This is a genomic window from Modestobacter sp. KNN46-3, from assembly GCF_011039295.1.
In genome coordinates this window covers 26,180-49,560 of record NZ_JAAKGN010000013.1, presented here as the reverse complement: position 1 = coordinate 49,560, position 23,381 = coordinate 26,180, and the positions used below count along the sequence as shown (strand labels likewise).

Sequence of the window (23,381 nt, the reverse complement as noted above, 5' to 3'; positions counted from 1 at the left end):
CCCCCACGGCCCTGGCGGGGCCGTCACACGCTGATGGCGTCGATCGCCTTGTAGACCCGCTGCTCGGAGATCGGCCGGGGGGTGCCGACGGTCTGCGCGAACAGCCCCACCCGGAGCTCCTCGATCATCCAGCGCACCCGGGTGACCGGGTCGTCCGGCGCCCCGCTCGGCGGCGCGGCCGCACGCAGCTGCGCGTACTCCGCCGTCACCGCGGCGACCTGCGCCGTCCACAGCTCGTCGCGAGCGGCGTTCGCCGGCAGCTTCTCCAGCCGGTGGGCCATGGCCGTCAGGTACCGCACGAGGTCCGGCAGCCGGCGCCGGCCGGCGGTGGCGACGAACCCGCGGTGCAGCAGCCCGCCCATCTGGGCGCGCAGGTCGGCGATCGCCGCCTCCGGCACCCGGCGTCCCGGTGCGGCACCGATGGCGATGGCGACCTCGCGCGCCTGGGTCAGCACCGCCTCCACCCGGCGGACGGCGTCGGAGGTCAGCGGCAGCAACTGCTCCCGCGCAGAGGCGACCAGCGCGGTGAACGCCGCCTCGGTGCGCGGCGGGCCGCCGCCCGCGGCGATGAGCTCGTCGGCCGCCGCGTCCACGCAGTCGGCCACCAGGTCGGGGATCTCGCCGTCCGGGTTGAACTGCAGCGCCAGCCGGCTGCGCGGGCCCAGCCCCTTGACCACCTGCTTGACCGGTGCCCCGGCGACCAGCACCAGCAGCCGCCGCGCGCCGCACCAGCCCAGCCGGATCGCCTCGGCCTGGGTGGCCACCACCCGGACGCCGACCGTCGCGCCCTCGTCGACCAGCGCCGGGTACGCGGTGACCACGTGGCCGCCGCGCTGCACCTCCACGGTCGCCGGCAGGTCCCCGAAGGTCCAGCTGGTCTGGCCGGTGCGCTCGTAGGTGGAGGCCGCCCGCGCCAGGCTGGCCCGGGCGTGCGGTGCCACCTCGGCGCGCAGCGCGGTCAGGTCCTTGCCCTGGGCCAGCGGACGCTGCTGGTCGTCGAGCACCCGGAAGGTCGCCCGCAGGTGGGCGGGCACCTCGGCCGGCTGCCAGGCGTCGGGCGGGATGACGACCGAGGTGGCCCGGCGCAGTTCGCGCTCCAGCGCCGGCAGCAGCGGCTCGGTGGGGTCGATGTGCGGCAGCACCTCACGCACCCGGTCGGGGATGGGCACGAGGCCGCGGCGCAGCTGCTTGGGCAGGGAGCGCAGCAGCTCGGTGACCAGCTCCGCCCGCTGCCCGGGCACGGTGAACGCCAACGACTCCCCGGAGGTCGCGGCCAGGGTGTCCAGGACGCCCAGCGGGACGTCGACGGTGACGCCGTCCTCGGCCGCTCCCGGGGCGAACGCGTAGGACAGCGGCAGGGTCAGCCCCTGGGTCAGCCGCACCTCGTCCGGGTAGTCCTCGGCCTGCACCTGCCCGGCGGCCGCGGCGTTGGTGAGCATCTCCGGGGTGAAGGTCAGCAGGTCCGGCTGGGTCCGCCGGGCCTCCTTCCACCAGCGGTCGAAGTGCCGGGTCGAGACGACGTCGGCGGGCACCCGGGCGTCGTAGAGCTCGAACACCGTCTCGTCGTCCACCCGGATGTCCCGGCGGCGAGCCCGCTCCTCCAGCTCGGCGACCCGCTCGATCGCGGCCTGGTTCGCCGCCCAGAACCTGTGGTGCGTCGTCCACTCGCCCTGCACCAGGGCGTGCCGGATGAACAGCTCGCGGGAGACGACCGGGTCGATCGAGCCGTACTGCACCCGCCGGCCCACCACCAGCGGCAGGCCGTAGAGGGTGACCCGCTCGGTGGCGACGACCGAGCCGCGCTTCGCGTCCCACCGCGGCTCGCTGTACTGCCGGTTCACCAGGTGGTCGGCCAGCCGCTCGACCACCTCCGGCTCCACCCGGGCCACGGTGCGGGCGAAGAGCCGGCTGGTCTCGACCAGCTCGGCGGCGACCACCCAGCGCGGCGGCTTCTTGGCCAGCGGCGTGCCCGGGGCGATCACGAACCGGGTGTTGCGGGTGCCCAGGTACTCCCGGCCCGGCCGGCCGGGCTTGCCGCTGCGGTCCTTGACCGGCTCGGCCTGCATCCCGACCTGGGAGAGCAGCCCGGCCAGCAGCGACGCGGTGACACCACGCTCGTCGGGCGCCGGGGCCAGCGAGCCGGTGGTCATGCCCAGCCGGCGGGCGGTGCTGCGCAGCTGACCGTGCAGGTCCTGCCACTCCCGGATCCGCAGGTAGTGCAGGAACTCCTTCTTCACGGTCCGCCGGAACTGGTTGCCGGACAGCACCTCGGCCCGCTCCGCCAGGTAGCTCCACAGGTTCAGCAGGGCGAGGAAGTCGGAGTTCTCGTCGGCGAACCGCTTGTGCAGCTCGTCGGCGGCCTGTTGGTGTTCGGCCGGGCGCTCCCGCACGTCCTGCACGGTGAGGCCGGCGGCGATGACCAGCACCTCCTCCAGCACCCCGCGCCGGTCGGCCTCCACGACCATCCGGGCGATCCGAGGGTCCAGCGGCAGGGCGGCCAGCGCCCGCCCGGTCTCGGTGAGCTTCCCGTCGCCGTCGAGGGCGCCGAGCTCCTGCAGCAGGGCGAGACCGTCGGCGACCGCCCGGCGGTCCGGGGGGTCGATGAACGGGAAGTCGGCGATGTCGCCCAGGTCGAGCGAGGCCATCTGCAGCAGCACCGAGGCCAGGTTGGTGCGCAGGATCTCCGGGTCGGTGTACTCCGGCCGTGCGTCGAAGTCGTCCTCGGTGTACAGCCGGATCGCGATGCCCTCGCTGGTGCGCCCGCACCGGCCGGAGCGCTGCCGGGCCGAGGCCTGGCTGACCGACTCGATCGGCAGCCGCTGCACCTTCGTCCGATGGCTGTACCGGGAGATCCGCGCGGTGCCCGGGTCGACGACGTACTTGATGCCCGGCACCGTCAGTGACGTCTCGGCGACGTTGGTGGCCAGCACGATCCGGCGGCCGGTGTGCGCCTGGAAGACCTTGTGCTGGTCTGCGGCCGACAGCCGCGAGTAGAGCGGCAGGACGTCGATGGGCGTGCCGTTGCGCTCCGTCGTCCCACCCAGCGCCTCGGCGGTGTCCCGGATCTCGCGCTCACCGGCCAGGAAGACCAGCACGTCGCCCGGCCCCTCGGCGACCAGCTCGGCGCAGGCGTCGACGATCGCCGAGACCTGGTCCCGGTCCGGGTCGGCCTCGGGGTCGTCCGGGTCGATCACCGGCCGGTAGCGCACCTCGACCGGGTAGGTCCGCCCGCTGACCTCGACCACCGGCACCTCTGCGCCGTCCCGCTCGCCACCACCAAAATGGCCATTTTGGTGGTGGGAGTGGCCGGAGAAGTGCTTGGCGATCCGGTCGACGTCGATGGTCGCCGAGGTGATGACCAGCTTCAGGTCCGGACGGCGGGGCAGCAGCCGGGCCAGGTAGCCCAGCAGGAAGTCGATGTTGAGGCTCCGCTCGTGGGCCTCGTCGATGATGATCGTGTCGTACTGGCGCAGCATCCGGTCGCGCTGCACCTCGGCCAGCAGGACGCCGTCGGTCATCAGCTTGACCAGGGTCTTGTCGCCGACCTCGTCGGTGAACCGGACCTTCCAGCCGACGGTCTCGCCCAGCGGGGAGCCGATCTCCTCGGCGATCCGCTCGGCCACCGTGCGGGCGGCCAGCCGCCGCGGCTGGGTGTGCCCGATCCGACCGCGCACCCCGCGGCCCAGCTCGAGCAGGATCTTCGGCAGCTGGGTGGTCTTGCCCGAGCCGGTCTCGCCGGCCACCACGACCACCTGGGAGTCGCGGAGCGCGGCGGCGATGTCCTCGCGGCGCTGGCTGACCGGCAGCTCCTCCGGGTAGCTGACCACCGGGACGGCGGCGCGACGGCGGGCGATGCGCTCCTCGGCGGCGGCGACGTCCGCGGCGATCTGCTCGTGCTGGCGAGCCCGGGCGGCCGGGTCCTTGGTGCGCCGGGTGCCGTCGAGCCGTCGGCGGAGCCGGTGCTCGTCGGCGAGGGTGAGTGCGGACAGCCGGGACCGGAGGTCGTCGTGCGGGGTGGTCACGGGGGTGCTCGCAGTTCCTTGGAGAGGGGGGACGACCACCCAGGGTCTCACCTCCCCGGCCACGGTCGCAGGCGTCACACTCCGTGCAGCTTGCAACTGGTTGCGTGCATCGCGCAACGGATTGTACGGTGCAACGGTTCCTCCGGCGCACCGTCGCGCTGCGCAGACCCGCCGCGATCCCCCGGAGCACTGATGACCGACCTTGCCCGCCACCCGGACCAGAGGGTGGCCCTCGGCGACGAGCTCGGCCGCCTGATGCGGGTGATGCACGCGCTCAAGGCACTGGCCACCGACGACTCCGGCCCCGACGCCCGGGAGCGGGCGGCGCACGTGCTGCTGTTCCCACTGACCCGGCTGGGCCCGCTCCGGCAGGGCGCGCTCGCCGAGATGGTGCACGCCGACCCCTCGACGGTCAGCCGGCACGTCACCCTGCTCGTCGACCAGGGGCTGGTGCGCCGGGTCGCCGACGAGCGGGACGGCCGGGCCAGCCGGCTCATCGTGACTCCCGCCGGCGAGGCCGCCCTGGAGCGGCTGCGCGAGGAGCGCAACGCCCACCTGGCGCAGGCCACCGCCGGCTGGACCCCGGCCGAGCTCGACTCCTTCACCGCCGCGCTGCAGCGGTTCGTCCAGGACCTCACCGACCACCTCCCGACCCCCGGCGCCCCTGCTGGCAGCGCCGGAGACGACAGCGAGAAGAAGAAGGACCGATGACCCAGACCAGCGACCGCGCGACGGGCGCCGAACGCCGCAACGCCCGGGCCGCCGCGGCGGCGCCCGACGCCACCGGGGTGTTCACCCACCGCCAGATCATGACGATCCTGGGCGGCCTCCTGCTCGGCATGTTCCTCGCCGCGCTGGACCAGACCGTGGTGTCCACGGCGATCCGCACGATCGCCGACGACCTGGACGGCTACGACCTGCAGGCGTGGGCGACCACCGCGTTCCTGATCACCTCGACGATCACCACGCCGCTCTACGGCAAGTTGAGCGACATGTACGGCCGCCGGCCGTTCTACCTGTTCGCGATCGCCGTCTTCGTCATCGGCTCGATGCTCTGCGGTCTGGCCGACACGATGTACCAGCTGGCCGTCTACCGGGCGATCCAGGGCATCGGTGCCGGTGGGCTGATGTCCCTGGCGCTGGCGATCATCGCCGACATCGTGCCGCCGCGGGAGCGCTCGAAGTACCAGGGGTACTTCATGGCCGTCTTCGGCACCTCCAGCGTGCTCGGCCCGGTGATCGGCGGCTTCTTCGCCGGCCAGTCCGCGATCCTGGGCATCACCGGCTGGCGGTGGATCTTCTACGTCAACGTGCCGCTCGGCATCCTCGCGTTCGCCGTCGTCTTCAAGGTGCTGCACCTGCCGCACACCAAGCGCGAGCACCGCATCGACTTCCCCGGCGCCCTGGCCCTGATCACCTTCCTGGTGCCGCTGCTGATCGTCGCCGAGCAGGGCCGCACCTGGGGCTGGGACAGCACCGGCGCGCTGGTCTGCTACGCCCTCTCCGCCGTCGGCTTCGTGCTCTTCGTGCTCGCCGAACGGGTCTACGAGGACGACGCGCTGCTGCCGTTGCGGATGTTCGCCAACCGGACGTTCGCGGTGACCAGCCTCAGCAGCATCGTGCTGGGCGCCGGCATGTTCGGCGGCATCCTGCTGCTGCCCCAGTATCTGCAGATCGTGCTCGGCTCCAGCCCCACCCAGGCCGGGCTGCAGATGATCCCGCTGGTCATGGGGATCATGGCCGGCTCGATCATCGCCGGCCAGGTCATCGCCCGGACCAGCGTGTACAAGCCGTTCCCACTGGTCGGCGTGGTCTTCATCGTCACCGCACTGGTGTCGCTGTCGGTCATCGTCGGCGCGGACACCTCGGTGTGGGCGATGTTCCCCTTCATGACGCTGATGGGGCTGGGCCTGGGCTTCAACTTCCAGCCGGTCATCCTGGCGGTGCAGAACGCGGTCAGCCCGCGGGAGATCGGCGTCGCCACCTCGTCGGTGACGTTCTTCCGGCAGATGGGCGGCACCCTGGGGACGGCGGTCTTCCTCTCCGTGCTGTTCACCCGGCTGCCCACCGACATCGGCAACGAGGTCTCCGCCGCCGCTGCCGCCGACCCGGCACTGGCCCCGCAGCTGCAGGCGGCAGCCGGCAACGCGGCCGACCTGTCGGGCACCTCCTTCATCCAGGAGCTGCCCAGCGCCGTCGCCCTGCCGTTCAAGGCCGGTTTCGCCGACTCGATCGACATGGTGTTCCTGATCGCCGCCGGCGTGGTCGCGCTGGGCTTCTTCGTGCTGCTCTTCCTGCCCCAGCTGGAGCTGCGGACCCAGTCCGGCATCCAGGCCCAGCAGGCCGGCGCCCGGGAGGTCACCGACGACCCGAACACGGCAGCGGCGCACGCGGCCGGGGTCGCGGCGCCGACGTCGGTGGAGCCGCCGGTCGACGACGCCGACCGCACCGACCGGCGTCTGGACGACGACGGGGTGGGTGCGCCGACGTCCGCCGGGGGTCGGCACGAGGCGGCCGCGGACCAGCCGACCGGGCTGGACAGCGTCCCGGCCGACCACCTGCCCGACGGGGCGCGCGACCGGCGCTGACCGCTCGTCACACCGACTACGGGCGCTGTGCACGTGCTGCGGCACGTGCACAGCGCCCGTAGTACGTGCAGGGCGGTCAGTGGGTGAGCTTGAGCCCGACGACGCAGCCGACGATCCCGGCCAGCAACAGCACGCGGACGACGGAGACCGGCTCCTCCCCCGACCACATCGCCCAGCCGGCGGTCAGCGCCGCACCGATGCCGACCCAGACGGCGTACGCGGTGCCGATGGGCAGGCCGCGCATCGCGTAGGCCAGCCCGGCCATGCTCCCGGCGAGGCCGACCGCGAAGACGACGGTCGGCGCCAGCCGGGTGAACCCCTCCGACCGGCCGAGGGCGGTGGCCCAGACGGCTTCGAGCACGCCGGAGAGGACGAGGACGAGCCAGTACACCGGGGCCTCCTGGTACGCCGTCTTGTCGCTGTCCGGGTACGGCGTGCTCGTCCGGGAGCCCGGTGCCGGGCTCGCCCCCAGCCTGGCACGGCCGGGGACGGGCTCGTCAGCTGCCGGGGGTGAAGACGGCGCGCACGCAGCCGTCCTCCTTGTCCTTGAACATCTGGTAGCCGCGGGGCGCCTCGCTCAGCGGCAGGACGTGGGTGGCCAGGTGCTCGGTGGTCAGCTCGCCCCGCTCCATCCGCTCGAGCAGCTCGGGGATGTAGCGCTGGGCGTGCACCTGTGCCCCGCGGAGGGTGATGCCCTTGTTCATCAACGCACCCAGCGGGAACTTGTCCACCATCGCGGCGAAGACCCCGAGGGTGAAGATGCTCCCGCCCTTGCGGCAGGCCATGACCGCCTCCCGGAGGGCGGTGGGCCGGTCGGTCTGCAGCCGCAGCTGCTGCTTGACCTGGTCGTAGACCCCTGCGGCGCCGGAGCTGTGCGCCTCCATGCCGACCGCCTCGATGCAGACGTCGGGCCCGCGGCCACCGGTCCGTTCGCGCAGCTCGGCGAGGACGTCGGTGCTCGAGTAGTCGATGGTCTCGGCGCCCACGTGCTCCCGGACCTGCTGCAGCCGCTCGGGGAAGCGGTCGACGACGACCACCTGCTCCGCGCCGAGCAGCATCGCGGCCCGGGCCGCCATCTGGCCGACGCCGCCAGCGCCCCACACGGCCACGACGTCGCCGGGCTTCGTGCCGGCCAGGTCGGCGCCCATCCAGCCGGTCGAGGCCGCGTCGGAGGCGAACAGCGCCCGGGTGTCGGAGATGCCCTCGGGGACGACGAAGGTGCCGACGTCGGCGTAGGGCACGCGGATGTACTCCGCGTGGCTGCCGGCGTAGCCGCCCATGGCGTGGGAGTAGCCGAGGCAGCCGCCGGGGCTCTGCCCCCACAGGCCCTCGGTGATCCCCGGGTTCGCGTTGCCGTTGTCGCAGAGCGAGTACTGCTCCTGCTTGCAGTACCAGCAGTTCCCGCAGGCGGCGAACGGGGCGCCGACCACCCGGTCGCCGACCTTGCGGTGCCGCACCGCTGACCCGACCTCGACGATCTCGCCGATGAACTCGTGGCCCAGCACGTCGCCGGCCCGCATGAAGGGGATGTAGCCACCCAGCAGGTGCAGGTCCGACCCGCAGGTCACCGACTGCGTGACCTTCAGGATCACGTCGTGGTCGTTGAGCAGCTGCGGCTCGGGCACCTCCTCGACGGAGACCTCGTTGACGCCGGTCCAGGTCGCGGCCTTCACAGCACGCCCTCCTTCGGTGCTCGCTCGACCATCCCGTCGAGGACCCCGCCCTGCGGGGTCTGCTTGCGGTGACCGTGCGGCTGCGGCTCGTTCCGGAGCACCTCGCCGGTCTCGATCCGCTGCTTGGCCTCCCGCAGCGCTGCGCGGAGCTCGCCGACCTCGTCCTCGCCCACCGGTTCACGGAAGCGGGCGGCCAGCTCGGCTCCGCGCTCGCCCGGGGCCGGGGTCACCCGGACCTCCACCCGGTCGCCGAACCGCACCAGCGGCGCCGGCGTCGCCGTCCGCAGCTCGTCGGGGTCGGTGAGCACGGTGACGGCCCGCCAGCGCCGGGCGGCCGTGTCGGGGTCGTCGGTCACCGACGCCTGACCGATGCCGGGGATGCGGACGTGCTGGAGCTGCGAGAGCGCACCACTGCCGGCCTGGGTGGCCAGACCGGCCACCTGGCTCAGGAACTTGGGTAGGGGCATGGCGCGGCCCTACCCGGGCCCGTCGGGCGCCCAACCCCGGACAGTGCGACACGCTGCACGCCGACCGCCGAAGGCTGGTCACCGAGCACCATCGGCGACCACCGGCGGACGCCTAACCTGGCAGGGGGTCGACCATCCGCCCCGCCGACACCGCCGTCGTCAAGGAGCCCCCGTGCGCTCGTCGCTCGTCCTGTCCCCCCGTGACCTCGAGTTCCTGCTGCACGAGTGGCTGCAGGTCGAGACCCTGACCAAGCGGGAGCGGTTCGCCGAGCACTCGCGGGAGACGTTCGACGCCGTCCTGGAGCTGGCCGAGCAGATCGCCACCGAGCAGTTCGCCCCGCACAACCGCAAGGCCGACGAGAACGAGCCGCACGTCGTCGACGGCAAGGTCGTGCTGATCCCGGAGGTGGCGGCGGCGCTGCGGGTCTTCGCCGAGGCGGGGATGACCGCCGCCGCGCTGCCCGAGGAGCTCGGTGGGCTCCAGTTGCCGGCGGTGGTGAACCAGGCGGTGCACGTGTGGTTCCAGGCCGCCAACATCGGCACCTCGGCCTATCCGTTCCTGACGATGGCCAACGCGAACCTGCTGGTCGCCCACGGCACGCCGGAGCAGGTGCAGACCTACGTGCCGCCGATGGCCGAGGGTCGCTGGTTCGGCACGATGGCGCTGTCGGAGCCGCAGGCCGGGTCGTCGCTGGCCGACATCACCACCCGCGCCGTCCGCGCCGACGACGGCAGCTACCGGCTGACCGGCAACAAGATGTGGATCTCGGCCGGGGACCACGAGCTGACCGAGAACATCGTCCACCTGGTGCTGGCCAAGGTGCCCGGGGGCCCGGCCGGGGTGAAGGGCATCTCACTGTTCATCGTGCCCAAGTTCCTGGTCGGCGAGGACGGGTCGCTCGGCGAGCGGAACGACGTCGTGCTGGCCGGCCTGAACCACAAGATGGGCTACCGCGGGACGACGAACACCCTGCTGAACTTCGGCGAGGGCGTGCACACCCCCGGCGGGCAGCCCGGCGCCGTCGGCTTCCTGGTCGGCGAGCAGCACCGCGGACTGACCTACATGTTCCACATGATGAACGAGGCGCGGATCGGCGTCGGGATGGGCGCCACCGGGCTGGGCTACACCGGGTACCTGCACGCCGTCGACTACGCCCGCGACCGCACCCAGGGCCGGCCGCTGTCCGGCAAGGACCCGGCGACGCCGCCGGTGCCGATCATCGAGCACCCGGACGTGCGGCGGATGCTGCTGGCCGGCAAGTCCTACGTCGAGGGCGGGCTGGCGCTGGGCCTGTACTGCGCCCGACTGGTCGACGAGGAACGCACCGCCGAGGACGAGGCCGACCGGCAGCGGGCGCACCTGCTGCTGGAGATGCTCACCCCGGTCGCCAAGAGCTGGCCCTCGCAGTGGTGCCTGGCCGCCGACGACCTGGCCATCCAGGTGCACGGCGGCTACGGGTACACCCGCGACTACCCGGTGGAGCAGTTCTACCGGGACAACCGGCTCAACCCGATCCACGAGGGCACCCACGGCGTCCAGGCGCTGGACCTGCTGGGCCGCAAGGTCGTCATGTCCGGCGGGGCGGGCCTGAGCCTGCTGGGCGAGACGATCGCGGCGACCACCGCCCGGGCGGCCGGCACGCAGTGGGCCGACCTGGGCGAGCAGCTCGACGGCCTGGTGCAGCAGCTCGGCGCGGTCACCGCGACCCTGTGGGGCCAGGGCGACCCGCAGGTGGCGCTGGCCAACGCCAGCGTCTACCTGGAGGCGGCCGGCCACGTCGTCGTCGGCTGGCTGTGGCTGGAGCAGGCCCTGGCCACCGAGGGCCGCGACGGCGACTTCTACACCGGCAAGCGCCAGGCCGCGCGCTACTTCCAGCGCTGGGAGCTGCCCAAGGTGGGCCCGCAGCTGGCCCTGCTGGCGTCGCTGGACACCACGGTGCTGGAGATGCGCAGCGCCTGGTACTGAACGCGACGACGGCGGCCCTCCGGGAGGAGGACCGCCGTGGTCGGGCAGTTCATCGGCGCCGGTCGGGCGCCGGCCAGGTCAGGAGACGGCGTTCGCCGACAACTTGGACCGGTGCTCCCCGGTCGCGTGCCGTCCGCGCGCACCGGAGGCTGCGCGCTTCTCCGCCTCGTACCGCGCCGTGGACTGCGTGCCCATCGCGATCACCAGGGCCGTCAGGACCAGGAACCCGATCAGGCTCAGTGCCGGCCAGAACACCATCTGTAGCTCTCCATGCTTCTCTTCGAGACTCGCCGGGACGCGCCCGGCGACTTCCGTCCGGCGTCCACTGCCCGGTCCGGCGCGCTCCGAACCCCTGGACACCCGGAATTCACCCGAATGAGTTGTGACGCTGCTCGCACGGGCCGTGGGGGGTGGACCGACCAGCCGCCGAGGGCGGCCGTCGCGGCACCCGGGACCGCCCGGTGTCGGATTCTCTCCCGCCGGAGGAGTGCCGGGGGCCGGGCCGGGGCACCCACCGCTCGACAATGACGGCGCCACACCCCGGAGGCCACGAATGGCCGGAGCCAGTGCGCGCGACCCCCGCGAGGGGGCGCGCAGCGACACTGCGCAGCACGACCCGGAGCGGGACATCGCTCCCGGGGACGACAACATCACGCACGAGCGGGCCGACTTCGCGCCCACCGGTGCAGACACCGACACGGGCACCGGCGCGACCCTGAAGCGCACGGCCAAGGAGTTCAGCGAGGACGGGCTGACCGACTGGGCGGCCAGCCTGACGTACTACGGCGTGCTGGCCCTGTTCCCTGCCCTGACCGCCCTGGCGTCGATCGTCGGTCTGCTCACCGATCCGGAGCAGCTCACCACCGCGCTCACCGAGGTCGTGCCGGAGTCTGCGGCGGACACGCTGAACCCGGTGATCGAGCAGGTCGCCGGCAGCCCCACCGCGGCCGGCTTGGGTCTGGTCCTCGGCCTGCTGGGTGCCATCTGGACGGCGTCGGGCTACGTCGGCGCCTTCACCCGGGCGGCGAACGTGGTCTACGAGACCCGCGAGGGCCGCAAGATCTGGAAGCTCAAGCCGCTGCAGCTGCTGGTCACGCTGATCGGCATCCTGTTCGCCGCGCTGATCCTTGCGATGCTGGTGCTCAGCGGCCCGGTGGTCGACGCCGTCGGCCAGGCGATCGGCCTGGGCGACACCGCGCTGACCGTGTGGACCTGGGTGAAGTGGCCGGTCATCCTGGTGCTGCTGGCGCTGATGATCGCCGTCCTCTACTACGCCACCCCGAACGCCGAGCTGCGCGGGTTCAGGTTCGTCAGCCCCGGCGCCGGCGTGGCCATCCTGGTGGCGGTCGTCGCCTCCGCGCTGTTCGCCTTCTACGTGGCGAACTTCAGCAGCTACAACGCCACCTACGGGGCGCTGGCCGGCGTGGTGATCTTCCTGATCTGGTTCTGGCTGATCAACCTGGCGCTGCTGTTCGGCATCGAGCTCGACTCCGAGGTGGAGCGGAGCAAGGAGCTGAAGGACGGCGTGCCGCGCGCGGAGAAGGAGATCCAGCTGGACGCCCGGGACGAGCCGAAGCGTCAGCAGACCACCTGATCGCACCCTGCGGGTCCACGACGGCCCCCGGTCCAGCTGGACCGGGGGCCGTCGTGCGTCCTCAGTCGGTCGGCCGGCGCATCGACCACATCTGGGCGGGCCGCTCGAACTGGGTGGCGATCTCCCAGCTGACCCCGGGCGGGCCGGTCTCCTTGCGGAAGTTGCCGACCGCCAGCCGGGCCAGGGCCGGGTCCCGGGCCACCCGGGCGGCCAGCTCCCGGGCGCGGCCCTCGACGGCGTCGTCGTCGTGGGTCTCCCAGGCCAGGCCGAGCCGCACCGCTGCCTCGCCGTCCAGCTCCTCGCCGAACAGCGCCATTGCTGCGGCCGCCTCGCGCCCGATCAGCCGGGACAGCAGCACGAAGTGCCCGCCGCCGGGGTGGATGCCGCGCTTGAGGAAGCCGCAGATCAGCCGGGCGTCCCGGGCGACGATCCGCAGGTCGGCGGCGAGCAGCATGTTCATCCCGGCGCCCACCGCCGAGCCGCGGACGGCGGCGATCGTCGGGACCCGCACCTGGCCGAGCCGGTAGAAGGAGTCGTAGATGGCCCCCATCCCGGCGTAGGCCTCGGGCGCCGCCGGGTCGCGGCCGGCGTCGGTCAGGGTCTGCACGTCCCCGCCGGCGCAGAACGACTTCCCGACCGCCTGCACCAGGAGGGCGCCGACGTCGTCCCGGCCGTCGACCTCGTCGAACGTCGCGATCAGCTCGGCCGCCATCGCGGGGGTGAGCGCGTTGCGGCGTTCCGGGGCGTTGAGCGTGACGACGGCGACGCCGTCGGTGACCTCGAGCTGGACCTCGCCTGAGCTGCCGGACATGCGACTCCCTCGCGTCGTCGGCCGGCGGCGGTGCCGACCGTGTCCCTGCGATCAGACCACGAGGCCGGCGACGTCTCTCATCGGCTGGTCGACTGGCCGTCGTCACCGCGGCGGGCCAGCGGCACCCGCTCCACCCAGCCAGCGACCGTGGCCAGCCCGCGGCTGACCGCCTGGCCGGCCGGGGCGATCCGGGCGGGGGCGTGCTGCACGCCCGCGTCGACCAGGTCGCGGGTGCGGTCGAGCACGGTCAGCGGCAGCCCGGAGAGGGCGTTGCCCGGTGGACGGCGGGACACCGTCGGGTGCGGCCGGGTCGGCGAGACCAGCCGGGCCAGCTGCCACTGCCGGCCGAGCCGGCGCAGCGCGTCGGCGTCCAGGGCCTCCTGCAGGCGGGGGAACAGCACGTCCTCCTCGTCCCGGACGTCCTCGCGCAGCACCTCCACCAGGCGGGACAGCGCGGCAGCCCGGCGCGGGTCGTCGTGCGGGAGGGTCTCCAGCTCGCTGACCAGTTCGTTGACCTCCTGGTGCTCCTCCTCGACTTGGCGGGTCAGCGCGTCACCATCGGGCAGCACCCGCCGGATCACCGGCCAGAGCACGGTCTCCTCGGCGAAGGCGTGGCTGAAGACCAGCCGGTCGATCCGGCGCAGCAGCTGCGCCTGCTCGGTGCCGGTGGTGCCGTCCAGCTCGTGCAGCAGCCGGTCCAGCTGCTCGTGGTCGTCCCGCTGGCGGGCGAGGACGCTGCCCGGCCCGCCGAGCTCCTCGACGGTCTGGTCGGCGATCGATCGGGGCATCGGGGACTCCTGGCGTGCGGCGGTGCGGCGTCCGGGGCTGGGACGCTCCTGGTCCCTGCCCGGGACCGGTCCGTCCCATGCGCCGGCCGAGCCCGCCAGCCGCAGGTGAGGGAGAGTGGAGGACATGGCGAACGTGATCGGGCGGGCCCGGCGGACGGCGGAGGACCCGGTGGGCGAGAAGCTGGCCGGGCCGCTGCACGCGGTCGACGCGGCCGTCGGGCGTCCGGCACTGGAGTCGCACGAGGACGTGCCGGCCCTGTGCGGCGCGTACGTCCAGGTGGTGCCGGTGGAGGACGTGCCGGACGACACCGGACTCTGCCCGGCCTGCCAGCACGGCAGCTGAGCGATCGCGTCGTACCCGTCCAGCACACTGCCGCGGTGACCTCGGGCAGTCCGGTCCAGGACGGCGGCGTCCCGGAGCGGGTGCTGCTGGTCCGCCCGGCGCCCGGTCAGGTGGAGGCGCATGCCCTCGCCGGCGCCGGTGCACCGGTGCGGCTCCCGGAGGAGGAGCTGCCCGGGTTCGTCCGGCAGCGCGCACGGACCCGCTGGGTCTGGGACGACACCACCCGCTGGTACCCGGGGCTGCTGGCGGCCGGGGTGCGGGTCGAGCGCTGCTCCGACCTGCGGTTGAGCCGGGCGCTGCTGCGCCACTCCCCTTTCGTCGACCAGGCGTTCCTCGCCGGGGACGACGCCGCGGCTTGGGACGCGCTCGCGCCGGTCGCTGCCGAGGACCACGCCCTCTTCGCCCTCGACGACCTGGCCGACCGGCTCGACCCGGGCGCCGAGCACGGCCGGCAGCAGGCGGCCCTGGCCGCATCGCCGCACCGCGGCCGGCTGGCCCTGCTGCTCGCCGCGGAGTCCTCGGGTGCGCTGGTGGCCGCGGAGATGACGCACGCCGGGCTGCCCTGGCGCGCCGACGTCCACGACCGGCTGCTGACCGAGCTGATGGGCCCACGGCCACTGCGGGGGCAGCGGCCGGCGGAGCTGGAACGGCTGGTGCCGGAGATCCGCACGGCCTTGGGGGCGCCGCAGCTGAACCCGGACTCCCCCGGCGAGCTGCTGCGGGCGCTGCAGACCGCCGGGCTGCCGGTGGCCGACACCCGGTCCTGGACGCTGGAGCAGCTGGACCACCCCGGCATCCCGCCCCTGCTGGAGTACAAGAAGCTGGCCCGGCTGCTCGCGGCGAACGGCTGGGCCTGGCTGGACAGCTGGGTGCGCGACGGCCGGTTCCGCCCCACCTACCTGCCCGGTGGGGTCGTGACCGGCCGGTGGGCGTCCTCCGGCGGAGGCGCGCTGTCGGTGCCGGTGCAGATCCGGCCGGCGGCCGTCGCCGACGCCGGCTGGCGGTTCGTCGTTGCGGACGTCTCCCAGCTGGAACCACGGGTGCTCGCCGGGATGAGCGGCGACACGGCGATGGCCGAGACCGCCCGTGCGGCGGACCTGTACCAGGCGATGGTCGACAGCGGCGCCGTGCCGAGCCGCAGCGACGCGAAGCTGGGCATGCTCGGCGCGATGTACGGCGGCACCCGGGGCGAGAGCGGGCGGATGCTCCCTCGGCTGGCGCGCCGTTACCCGCGGGCCATCGGCCTGGTCGAGGAGGCCGCCCGGGCCGGCGAGCGGGGCGAGGTCGTGCACACCCTGCTCGGACGCGGCTCTCCCCCGCCGACCGGCGCGTGGGCCGAGCGCTCCCTGGAACCGTCAGATGACGATGTGTCGCCGGAGGACCGGGCCCGCGACCGTCGCGCGTGGGGCCGGTTCACCCGCAACTTCGTCGTCCAGGGCACGGGTGCGGAGTGGGCGCTGTGCTGGCTGGCCGACCTGCGCAACCGGCTCTGGCAGCTCGGGGACGCCGGCGGGCTCACCGACCGCCCGCACCTGGTGTTCTTCCTGCACGACGAGGTCGTGGTGCACACCCCCGCCGACCTCGCCGACGAGGTGACCGCGGCGGTGCACCAGGCCGCGGCGGAGGCCGGCCGGCTGCTGTTCGGCTCGTTCCCGGTCGACTTCCCGCTCGACGTCTCGGTCGTCGAGTCCTGGGCCGACGCCGACTGACGCCGGGTCAGACCTGCAGCAGCGACAGGACGCGCTGCGCCGACTGGTTCGCCTGGGCGAGCATCGCGGTGCCGGCCTGGGTCAGCACCTGGCCGCGGGTGAAGAGGGTCCTCTCCTGGGCCATGTCGGTGTCCCGGATCCGCGACTCGGCGGCCGTGGCGTTCTCCAGGGCCACCCCCAGGCTGCTGATCGTGTGCTCGAGCCGGTTCTGCACGGCCTCCAGCTCCGCCCGCTGAGCGGACACCAGCCCGATCGCCTGGTCGATGGCGCGGATCGCGGCCGGGGCGCCGACGGCGGGGCGGTACACCGGGCTGGCCGCCAGCACCTCCTCCGCGGTCGCGTCGTCGGCGGGCACGGGACCACGGAACACGAGGTCGTCGCCGACGGCCGTGAAGGCGTCGTCCCCGCTGGTGAGGCCGGCCGCCTGGGCCGCGGCGCCCAGCTGCTCCAGCGCCTCCGCGAGCGAGACGCCCTGGTCGCCGGTGGTGTCGACGAGGGACACCCGGCCCAGGTCCAGGGTCCGCCCGCCGACGGAGACCGTGCCGGTGAGCCGCGGGACGTGGCCGCCCGCGGCGGCGCCGAGGAGGACGAGCGAACCGGCCGCCGGGCTGTCCGGGGGCAGGGCGGGGACCGTCCACACGGTGACCGGCGGCGCGCCGGTCACCGGTGTGTACACCGGGGTGGCCGCGGCCAGGTCGCCCGCCGCCGCGTCGTCGGCGGGCAGTGGGCCGCGGAAGAGCAGGTCGTCGCCGTCGTCCAGGAACGGGTCGTGCGGCCAGCTGAAGCCGGCGGCCCGCGCGGCCGCCTTCAGGTGGGCCACGGCCTCGGCGTTGGTCACGCCGTCGCCCTCGGGATCGGGGTGGGCCACCGCTCCCAGGTCGAGGGTGCGCCCATCGACCGAGATGGTGCCGGTGAGCGCGGCGACGCCATCGGCCACCAGGGTCACGCCCTCGAACACGAGCGCGGCGCCGCTGGGGCTGTCTGTGCCGTCCGGGCCCACCGCCGCGGTCGTCCGCACCGCCGGTTCGCCCCGGGTGACGTCGACGTCCGCGAGGCCGAGTGCGACGGCGTTCGTGCCCCTGCCCAGGCGCAGCCCGATCGTCTCGCCCACCTGGGCGCCCACCTGGAAGACCCGGTCCCAGGTGCCGTCCAGCAGGGTGTTGCCGTGCGAGGTGGTGGTGACGGCGATCCGGTCCAGCTCGTCCCGGAGCTGGCTCAGCTCGGCCTGGACGGCCGACCTGCCGGCGGCGTCCACCGCCCCGTCGTTGGCCGCCCGGACGGCGAGGTCGCGCATGCGCTGCAGGATCGCGGCGCTCTCGTGCAGCGCGCCCTCCGCGGTCTGCAGGACGCTGATGCCGTCCCGGGCGTTGCGGAGCGCCTGGGTCGTCCCCCCGATCCGGGAACGCAGGCCCTCGGAGAGGGTCAGCCCGGCGGCGTCGTCGGCGGCCCGGTTGACCCGGAAGCCCGAGGAGAGCCGTTCCAGCGACGTGCGCAGCGCCTGGTCGTTCGTCGCCAGCACGCGGGAGGCGTTCATCGCCGCGATGCCGGTGGTGACGGTGAGACCCACGCTGTTCCTTCATGGCCGGGGGGGACCGCCGCAGCCGTGCGGCGGGTGGGTGACAGTGGCCCGGGGCGTGGCCGCCCCGGGCCGCCGTCGCTCAGTGCGGGTCGACCGCCACGAGGAAGCACCCGGCCGCCCCGAACGGCTGGACGTCGAAGCCCAGCTGCAGCAGGCACTCGGCGATCGCGGCGTTCATCGTGTGCTGCACCGCCTCCTGCGCCGCGACGCCGCGGACGTGGTCGCGGCTCATCCGGTCGTGCTGGTGCCAGCTGACCAGCACCCCCGGGTGCCCGGGCTCGGGCGTCAGGCACACGCCGCCGGCCGGACCCTCCCCCGCGCAGTCGTGCAGCTGCAGCCCCGCCTCGACCAGCGCCGCAGTCACCTCGACCCCCAGCGAGACGAGCTCGTCCTCGTCCGCCAGCGGCCCGTCCCACTCCTCGGGCAGCCGGTCGAGCTGGTCCCCGAGGTCGCTGAGCCACTCCCGCTCGGCCGGCAGCTGCCGGCGGATCAACCGGCCGTCGGAGCGCAGCACGCCGTAGACGGCCCGGCCAGCACCCCCCGGTGCCGACATCGCCAGCCAGTCGGCCTCGATCGGGTCGGCGAACGGGCCCGCCAGCACCCGTTCGCGGGCGCCGTCCTCCTGCTCCTCGACCAGCCACCAGGCCGGCGGGGTGCCCTGCGCGCCGCCCTGCCGGCCCGCCGGGTGAGCCGCCATGCCGTTGGCCGGGACCGGCTGCAGCGCCACCGCGTTGGCCGGCTCAGCTATCTGGGGCTGGACTGCCGCACCGCCGGCGACCGCCGCCGCGCCCACCGCCACCGGGACCGCCGCCTCGGCCGGCGCCTGCTGGCGCTGGCCCTGCACCTGGTTCCGCTCGAACTCGTACTGCGCGGTCGAGCTCTGCGCGAGGGCCACGACGAGCGCGGCCAGCACCACGAAACCGACCACTGCGACCAACGGCCAGATCAGCATCACTGCCACCCACCGGGGACGGCGCCCCAGCTCGCGGCCCGACGCGAGGAGCCCTGGGCCCACCGGAGGAGCGAGACAGCGGACGACCACAGGGAGGCGTGCACCGGCGTCGTCCCGTCCTCGCCGTCCACGTCGGCCTCGCCGTCCACGCCGGCCTCGAAGAGCTGGAGCAGGGCGGCCAGGTCGAGCTCCTCCTCTGCCGGGATCACGGAACGGGACGACGGGCGGGTTGCCAGGTCGAGCAGGGCGGTCACAAGGGGCTCCTCGGTGCATTCCGTCGCGGCTGGGGAAGTGCCGCGGACATGCCGAAAGCTAGGGCTCCCGACGCGCCGGACGACGCGCTTTCACACCGTCATCACGGCCCCGTCACCAAATCGTTGTGCGGGGCACCCGAACGGTCGATGACCGACCTGTCAGCAGCCGCCTTGTCGACATCGACACACCGCTGAGCTGGCCTTTTCTCGGATCAGGCCTCGGTCGTCCCGATTCGGCGCGCGATTCCGGCCTGTCGCGCACGCCATTCCACGGTGGGCATCGGGCACATCCCCGGGAAGACGACACCGCCGCCGGTCTGGGCGGGGTCGCCGTAGGAGCGGCCGTGGAGGACCGCCTGTCAGAAGACGGCGGACCGCCGCCGCCACCGTGTGAGCACGACGGCGTAGGACACGAGGGCGACGCTCATCGCGGTCAGCCAGGCCGCCGTCTCGTACTGCGCCGGGTAGAGGACGTCGTGCAGGTAGTGCGCGATGAAGCTGCCCGCGTACGGCGCCCTGCCGCCGACCTCGAGCAGCCACTTCTCCAGAGTGGTGAGGGGACACGTGAAGTCGGCCAGCGTCACGTAGGCCGAGTAGGAGGTCGCCGCCATGCTCGGCCACAGCCAGGCCAGCCTGCGCAGCGCCAGGAACCCGCCGAACACGATGTAGGCCAGGAAGCCCATGTGCACGATGGCGACCACCACCGCGGCCATCACCGCCAACCCGCTCGCCACGTGGGAAGCATAGGACCGGGCGACCTGCCACACCGGGTCTGTCGCGACCGGGGCGGTGGCCGGTGCGGGGCGTCGAGGCACGGTGGTCCGCGGTTGAATGGGGCGTGGCCACGCCTGTGGACCGGGACCTCGGCCCCGCCCCATCCCCCGGGCGCTCGGCCCGGCAGTTCCTCGTCCCGATCTGCCTGGTCGTGGTGCTCGTCCGCGCGACGTACGTGCTGAGACCGCTGCGGAACGACGAGGGGGGCTACCTGCTGGTGGCGCGGCAGTGGCACGCGGGCGGCGAGTTCCTGTACGGCGACTACTTCGTCGATCGCCCGCCGCTGCTCATGCTGATTTTCAAGGTCGCGTCGCTCACCGAGTGGGATCAGGCCATCCGTGCCCTCGCCATCCCGTTCGTCCTGCTGTTCGTCCTCGCCGGCTGGCGTGCGGGCACGCTGCTGGGAGGGCCGGTCGGCGGGCGGTGGGCCGCCGTGGTGGCCGCCGGGATCATGTGCTCGCCGGCGCTCGCGGCGGAGCAGGCGGACGGCGAGCTGTTCGGGGCTGCGCTCGTGATGGCGGCGCTCGCGCTGGCTCTGTCCGCATGGAACGCCGACTCCACCACGAGCCGGTTCGGGTGCGCGGTCGCCGCGGGCGCGGCCGCCGCAGCCGCACCGCTGGTCAAGCAGAGTCTGCTGGAGGGCCTGCTCCTCCTCGCCGGCCTGGTGTTGTCCGCGTGGTGGAGCCAGGGCGCAGACCGCCGGCGCGCCCTCCTCGTCGGAGGCGGGGGCCTCCTGGGCGCCCTGATCCCCTGTGCGATGTCCCTGCTGTGGCTGACGGCCGCCCGGATCGAGCCGGCCGACGCCTGGCACGACCTCGTCGGTTCCCGTGGTGCCGCGTTCGACGCCATCTGGTCGACGAGTCCCGACGACTCGATCCGCCGGGCGGGGATGCTGCTGGTCCTGGGATCGATCACGGGCCTCCTGCCGGTCGTGGTCACCTGGCTCCTCACCGCGCACCGCGGCCTGCGGCAGGGGTCGGCCGAGAGGAAGGTCATCACCCTGCTCCTCGGGTTCGGGATCGTGGGCATCGCGTCGGGTGGCGCGTACTGGCCGCCCTACCTGCTGCAACTCGCGCCGGCGGCCGTCCTCGCCGCCGGCGCGCTCGCTCCGTCCGTCTCCCGCGCCGGCGCCTGGATGCGGGGCTGCTGCAGGCTGGTCGCGGCCGCCGCTCTCGTCGGCACCCTGGCCTCGAACGTGATCTACGCCACCGTCCCGTCGGCCTGGTCCAGCCAGCGGACCGGCGAGTGGCTGGCCGACTCGAAGGCGGCGAGCGACACGGGCTTCGTGGCATACGGCCTCCCCTCCGTCCTGGAGACCGCGGACATGCCGTCGTCGTACCCGCACCTGTGGAGCGCGGCGATGCGCACGCTCGATCCCGAACAGACCCGGCTGCGGGCCACCCTGGCGGGGCCCGATGCGCCGTCGTGGGTCGTCCAGATCAACGGCCTGAACGCGTGGGGCATCGACGAGGGGTCGCGGCTGCGGGACCTGCTGCACGAGCGCTATCAGGTCGTCGCCGAGATCTGCGGCTACCGGGTGTGGTTGCGTGCGGATCTGACCCGGGAGCTGGCGCCACCACCGCCCTGCTGACGAGCCTGTGATCCTCCGTCCGCGCCAGAGGCGGCGGTCAGCGGGGCACCTGCCGCCCAGGGGCCGCCGACGGCTGCGGGGAAGGAGGCCGGGCCCGGGTCAGCGCCGCTGCCTTCACTCCGTAGTCCAGGCCGGTGACCACCGTCCAGAGGACGGTCGTCACCACCACGGCCGTCAGGACCTCCGTCCACCCGGGTGCCGCCAGGGCGAGCACGATCAGCGTCGTCTGCGCTGCCGTCTTCGCCTTGCCGCCGCGGCTCGCCGGGATGACACCGTGGTGCAGGACCGCCAGTCGCAGGACCGTGACGGCCGCCTCGCGGGCGAGGATCAGCACGGTCGCCCACCAGGGGACGAGGCCGCGGGCGGACATGCACACCAGCGCCGTGGCGATCAAGGCCTTGTCGGCGATCGGGTCGAGGAGGGCGCCGAAGTCGGTGCACTGGTCACGATGCCGCGCGAGCCAGCCGTCCGCGACGTCGGTGAGCGACGCAGCGATGAACAGGGCAAGTGCGATCCACCGGCCCCGGGGGGTGTCTCCCGACACGACCAGAACCGCGCCGAAGACCGGCACGGCGAGCAGGCGGAGTCCGGTGAGGGCGTTGGGCAGCGTCCACATCCCGCTGGTCATCGCTGGAACACCATGAGGTGGTACCGGCAGGAGGCACCCTGCCCGACCGCCACGTGTGCGAGGCGGTATTCCGCCATGTCCGGGTGGTCGTGGATCGCCTGCTCGGTCGGGTAGGAGCCGACGAACCGGCTGGCGTCCCGGCTCGCGAGCACGAGGACGTCCGGGGCGCGGCCGTGCACGAGGTCTGCCCGCTCGCGGAACGGGATCCGGCCGGTCTCCTGGATGAGCGGCTCGTTGAGGAAGAAGTCGTCGATGACGAACCGCCCCCCGGCGCGGGCCGGCACCAGGCCGGCGTCGGAGATGGCGAAGGACGTGTCCGGCGGCGTGGTCAGCAACCAGTCGATGGCCGACTCCCGGGCGCCGACCCTGCAGTCGGTGTACCGGTCCTGCATGGCGTGCACGCTCCGGACGTCGCCGGGAGGCAGTGCCAGCACCAGGAGGGCGGCGACGACGACCAGTGCGGCGGCGCTCACCGTGCGGCGGCGCCGGGCGAGGGCCGTGACGCCGTACCCGACGACGACCGCCGCCAGCAGCGCGATCAGGGGCCAGACCGGCATGAAGAACCGGCTGTAGGCGTTCGCGCTGTCGAGGGTGCCGATGGACCCCAGCCCGTAGACGAGCGGCGGAACGGCGAGGAGGCGCGCCCTGCCGGTCAGGAGCAGCACACCGACCGCCGCCAGCACCGTCGGCAGCAGGGCCTGGTCGAGGAACTTGTCCAGCACGGTGAAACCGTCGCCGGCGCCGGACTTGTAGAGCACCGAGTTGGGGAGCAGGTGCCCGTAGATCCCGAGCCGGACGGCCTCGAGCGCGATCTGCGAGCCGAGCGGGATGCCCCCGAGCAGCAGGGCACGTCGGAACGCGCGCCGGCGCGTCGCCGCCCGGAAGAGGCCCGGGACCTCGCCGAGCGCCACCACGGCAGCCGCAACGGCGAGACCCTCCGGGCGCAGCCAGGGCAGCACGGCGAACGCCGCGGCGGCGCGCAGGACCCTGCCGCCGTCCCGTCGGGCGACCTCGAGGGTGCCCGCGGTGAGGGCGAATGCCACCAGCAGTGTCTCCAGGCCGCCGACCGCCCACAGGGCGAAGGGCGCGCTGCAGGCGGTCAGCACCGACCCGATCCGGGCCGCGGTCTCCCCCACGACGGGGCGGCCCGCGGCGTAGACGAGCACCACGCAGGCGAGGCCGGCCGCCACGCCCAGGAGGCGCGCCGCCCCGGGTGCGGACCAGCCGGCCCACGAGGCCAGCGCCTCCACGGCGACGAGCAACGGGTTGCTGAAGCCCTCGACGCGCGGGCCGCCCGGGTTCCACACGAATCCCTCGCCGGCCGCGAGGTTCTCCGCATATCGGACCGAGATCCAGGCGTCGTCGGTCAGGAAGCCCCGGAAGAGCCAGCACAGGGCCAGGTGGACGGCCGCGGAGAGTCCGACGACGGCCCAGCCGGGGCCCGGCGACCACCGGCCAGCGTGTGGGCGAGGTGGCGCGATCTCCTCGACCGGTAGACTGACCGTCCTCACAGCGCTCCGTTTCGGGCGGCCTCGAAGGCGATTCGAACGTCGACGTGTGCTGGCCGACGATTCAGAGAAGATAGCCGCGTATGGACGAACCCGCCGCCCGTGGACCTCGCGACCGCCACGCCTACGGCATG

The 23,381-nt window shown here is 73.7% G+C and carries 20 protein-coding genes and 1 riboswitch; of the genes, 7 read left to right on the top strand and 13 right to left on the bottom strand.

All coding sequences use genetic code 11. The features are described from left to right. Positions 1 to 23 precede the first annotated feature (23 nt). Positions 24 to 4,022, bottom strand: a complete 3,999-nt coding sequence (gene hrpA / locus G5C62_RS05630) for an ATP-dependent RNA helicase HrpA (RefSeq protein ID WP_164700231.1) — start codon at positions 4,020 to 4,022, stop codon at positions 24 to 26. Between the two features lie 192 nt (positions 4,023 to 4,214). Between hrpA and G5C62_RS05625 the strand changes: the two genes are divergently transcribed. After that, positions 4,215 to 4,733: a MarR family winged helix-turn-helix transcriptional regulator gene (locus G5C62_RS05625; RefSeq protein ID WP_164700230.1), complete on the top strand. Its 519-nt coding sequence runs from the start codon at positions 4,215 to 4,217 to the stop codon at positions 4,731 to 4,733. Further along, positions 4,730 to 6,610, top strand: a complete 1,881-nt coding sequence (locus G5C62_RS05620; protein ID WP_164700229.1) for an MDR family MFS transporter — start codon at positions 4,730 to 4,732, stop codon at positions 6,608 to 6,610. Before G5C62_RS05625 ends, G5C62_RS05620 begins: the two co-directional genes overlap by 4 nt. A 76-nt stretch (positions 6,611 to 6,686) precedes the next feature. Here G5C62_RS05620 and G5C62_RS05615 read toward each other — a convergent pair whose 3' ends face one another. From G5C62_RS05615 to G5C62_RS05605, 3 genes are all read right to left on the bottom strand, one after another. Continuing rightward, the gene (locus G5C62_RS05615) at positions 6,687 to 7,001 is read right to left on the bottom strand and encodes a multidrug efflux SMR transporter (protein WP_206330484.1); all 315 of its coding nucleotides are present in this window, start codon (positions 6,999 to 7,001) and stop codon (positions 6,687 to 6,689) included. An 11-nt stretch (positions 7,002 to 7,012) separates the two neighbouring features. Then, positions 7,013 to 7,077, bottom strand: a riboswitch (guanidine-III (ykkC-III) riboswitch). A gap of 30 nt (positions 7,078 to 7,107) precedes the next feature. Beyond that, the gene (locus tag G5C62_RS05610; RefSeq protein WP_164700228.1) at positions 7,108 to 8,283 is read right to left on the bottom strand and encodes a zinc-dependent alcohol dehydrogenase; all 1,176 of its coding nucleotides are present in this window, start codon (positions 8,281 to 8,283) and stop codon (positions 7,108 to 7,110) included. Then, positions 8,280 to 8,750, bottom strand: a complete 471-nt coding sequence (locus G5C62_RS05605; protein ID WP_164700227.1) for a hypothetical protein — start codon at positions 8,748 to 8,750, stop codon at positions 8,280 to 8,282. Before G5C62_RS05605 ends, G5C62_RS05610 begins: the two co-directional genes overlap by 4 nt. A gap of 172 nt (positions 8,751 to 8,922) precedes the next feature. Here G5C62_RS05605 and G5C62_RS05600 point away from each other — a divergent pair, with 172 nt between their 5' ends. Continuing rightward, a complete protein-coding gene (locus tag G5C62_RS05600; protein ID WP_164700226.1) occupies positions 8,923 to 10,716 on the top strand; it encodes an acyl-CoA dehydrogenase in 1,794 nt (597 codons plus the stop codon). A gap of 78 nt (positions 10,717 to 10,794) precedes the next feature. Here G5C62_RS05600 and G5C62_RS05595 read toward each other — a convergent pair whose 3' ends face one another. Continuing rightward, positions 10,795 to 10,974 (bottom strand): hypothetical protein, encoded by a 180-nt coding sequence (locus G5C62_RS05595; RefSeq protein WP_164700199.1) that lies wholly within the window; start codon positions 10,972 to 10,974, stop codon positions 10,795 to 10,797. A 295-nt stretch (positions 10,975 to 11,269) separates the two neighbouring features. On the opposite strand from G5C62_RS05595, the gene G5C62_RS05590 reads away from it, so the two are divergent. Beyond that, positions 11,270 to 12,310 (top strand): YihY/virulence factor BrkB family protein, encoded by a 1,041-nt coding sequence (locus G5C62_RS05590; RefSeq protein ID WP_164700225.1) that lies wholly within the window; start codon positions 11,270 to 11,272, stop codon positions 12,308 to 12,310. A 61-nt stretch (positions 12,311 to 12,371) separates the two neighbouring features. Here G5C62_RS05590 and G5C62_RS05585 read toward each other — a convergent pair whose 3' ends face one another. After that, positions 12,372 to 13,121 (bottom strand): enoyl-CoA hydratase/isomerase family protein, encoded by a 750-nt coding sequence (locus tag G5C62_RS05585; RefSeq protein WP_164700224.1) that lies wholly within the window; start codon positions 13,119 to 13,121, stop codon positions 12,372 to 12,374. 77 nt (positions 13,122 to 13,198) lie between these two features. Next, the gene (locus G5C62_RS05580; protein WP_164700223.1) at positions 13,199 to 13,909 is read right to left on the bottom strand and encodes a hemerythrin domain-containing protein; all 711 of its coding nucleotides are present in this window, start codon (positions 13,907 to 13,909) and stop codon (positions 13,199 to 13,201) included. A 124-nt stretch (positions 13,910 to 14,033) separates the two neighbouring features. Here G5C62_RS05580 and G5C62_RS05575 point away from each other — a divergent pair, with 124 nt between their 5' ends. After that, positions 14,034 to 14,252, top strand: coding sequence for a hypothetical protein (locus G5C62_RS05575; protein ID WP_036333872.1), 219 nt, complete (start codon positions 14,034 to 14,036; stop codon positions 14,250 to 14,252). A gap of 35 nt (positions 14,253 to 14,287) precedes the next feature. Further along, positions 14,288 to 15,961, top strand: coding sequence for a bifunctional 3'-5' exonuclease/DNA polymerase (locus tag G5C62_RS05570; protein ID WP_164700222.1), 1,674 nt, complete (start codon positions 14,288 to 14,290; stop codon positions 15,959 to 15,961). 7 nt (positions 15,962 to 15,968) lie between these two features. Here the strand turns inward: G5C62_RS05570 and G5C62_RS05565 are convergent, their stop codons facing one another. The 4 genes from G5C62_RS05565 to G5C62_RS05550 form a co-directional block, all read right to left on the bottom strand. After that, on the bottom strand, positions 15,969 to 17,528 hold the full coding sequence (locus G5C62_RS05565; protein ID WP_206330483.1) for a flagellin: 1,560 nt from the start codon (positions 17,526 to 17,528) through the stop codon (positions 15,969 to 15,971). A 91-nt stretch (positions 17,529 to 17,619) separates the two neighbouring features. Continuing rightward, entirely contained in the window at positions 17,620 to 18,492 is an 873-nt protein-coding gene (locus G5C62_RS05560; protein ID WP_164700221.1) for a hypothetical protein, read from the bottom strand. Further along, on the bottom strand, positions 18,492 to 18,746 hold the full coding sequence (locus G5C62_RS05555) for a hypothetical protein (RefSeq protein WP_164700220.1): 255 nt from the start codon (positions 18,744 to 18,746) through the stop codon (positions 18,492 to 18,494). The genes G5C62_RS05560 and G5C62_RS05555 overlap by 1 nt, the downstream gene beginning before the upstream one ends. Positions 18,747 to 19,105: 359 nt before the next feature. Beyond that, a complete protein-coding gene (locus tag G5C62_RS05550) occupies positions 19,106 to 19,480 on the bottom strand; it encodes a DUF2784 domain-containing protein (protein ID WP_164700219.1) in 375 nt (124 codons plus the stop codon). A gap of 104 nt (positions 19,481 to 19,584) precedes the next feature. Between G5C62_RS05550 and G5C62_RS05545 the strand changes: the two genes are divergently transcribed. Continuing rightward, entirely contained in the window at positions 19,585 to 21,111 is a 1,527-nt protein-coding gene (locus G5C62_RS05545) for a hypothetical protein (protein WP_164700218.1), read from the top strand. 37 nt (positions 21,112 to 21,148) lie between these two features. On the opposite strand, the gene G5C62_RS05540 is transcribed toward G5C62_RS05545, so the two are convergent. Both G5C62_RS05540 and G5C62_RS05535 read right to left on the bottom strand, forming a co-directional pair. Next, positions 21,149 to 21,739 (bottom strand): CDP-alcohol phosphatidyltransferase family protein, encoded by a 591-nt coding sequence (locus tag G5C62_RS05540; protein WP_206330482.1) that lies wholly within the window; start codon positions 21,737 to 21,739, stop codon positions 21,149 to 21,151. Next, positions 21,736 to 23,250 (bottom strand): hypothetical protein, encoded by a 1,515-nt coding sequence (locus G5C62_RS05535; protein WP_156119029.1) that lies wholly within the window; start codon positions 23,248 to 23,250, stop codon positions 21,736 to 21,738. Before G5C62_RS05535 ends, G5C62_RS05540 begins: the two co-directional genes overlap by 4 nt. Positions 23,251 to 23,381 lie beyond the last annotated feature (131 nt).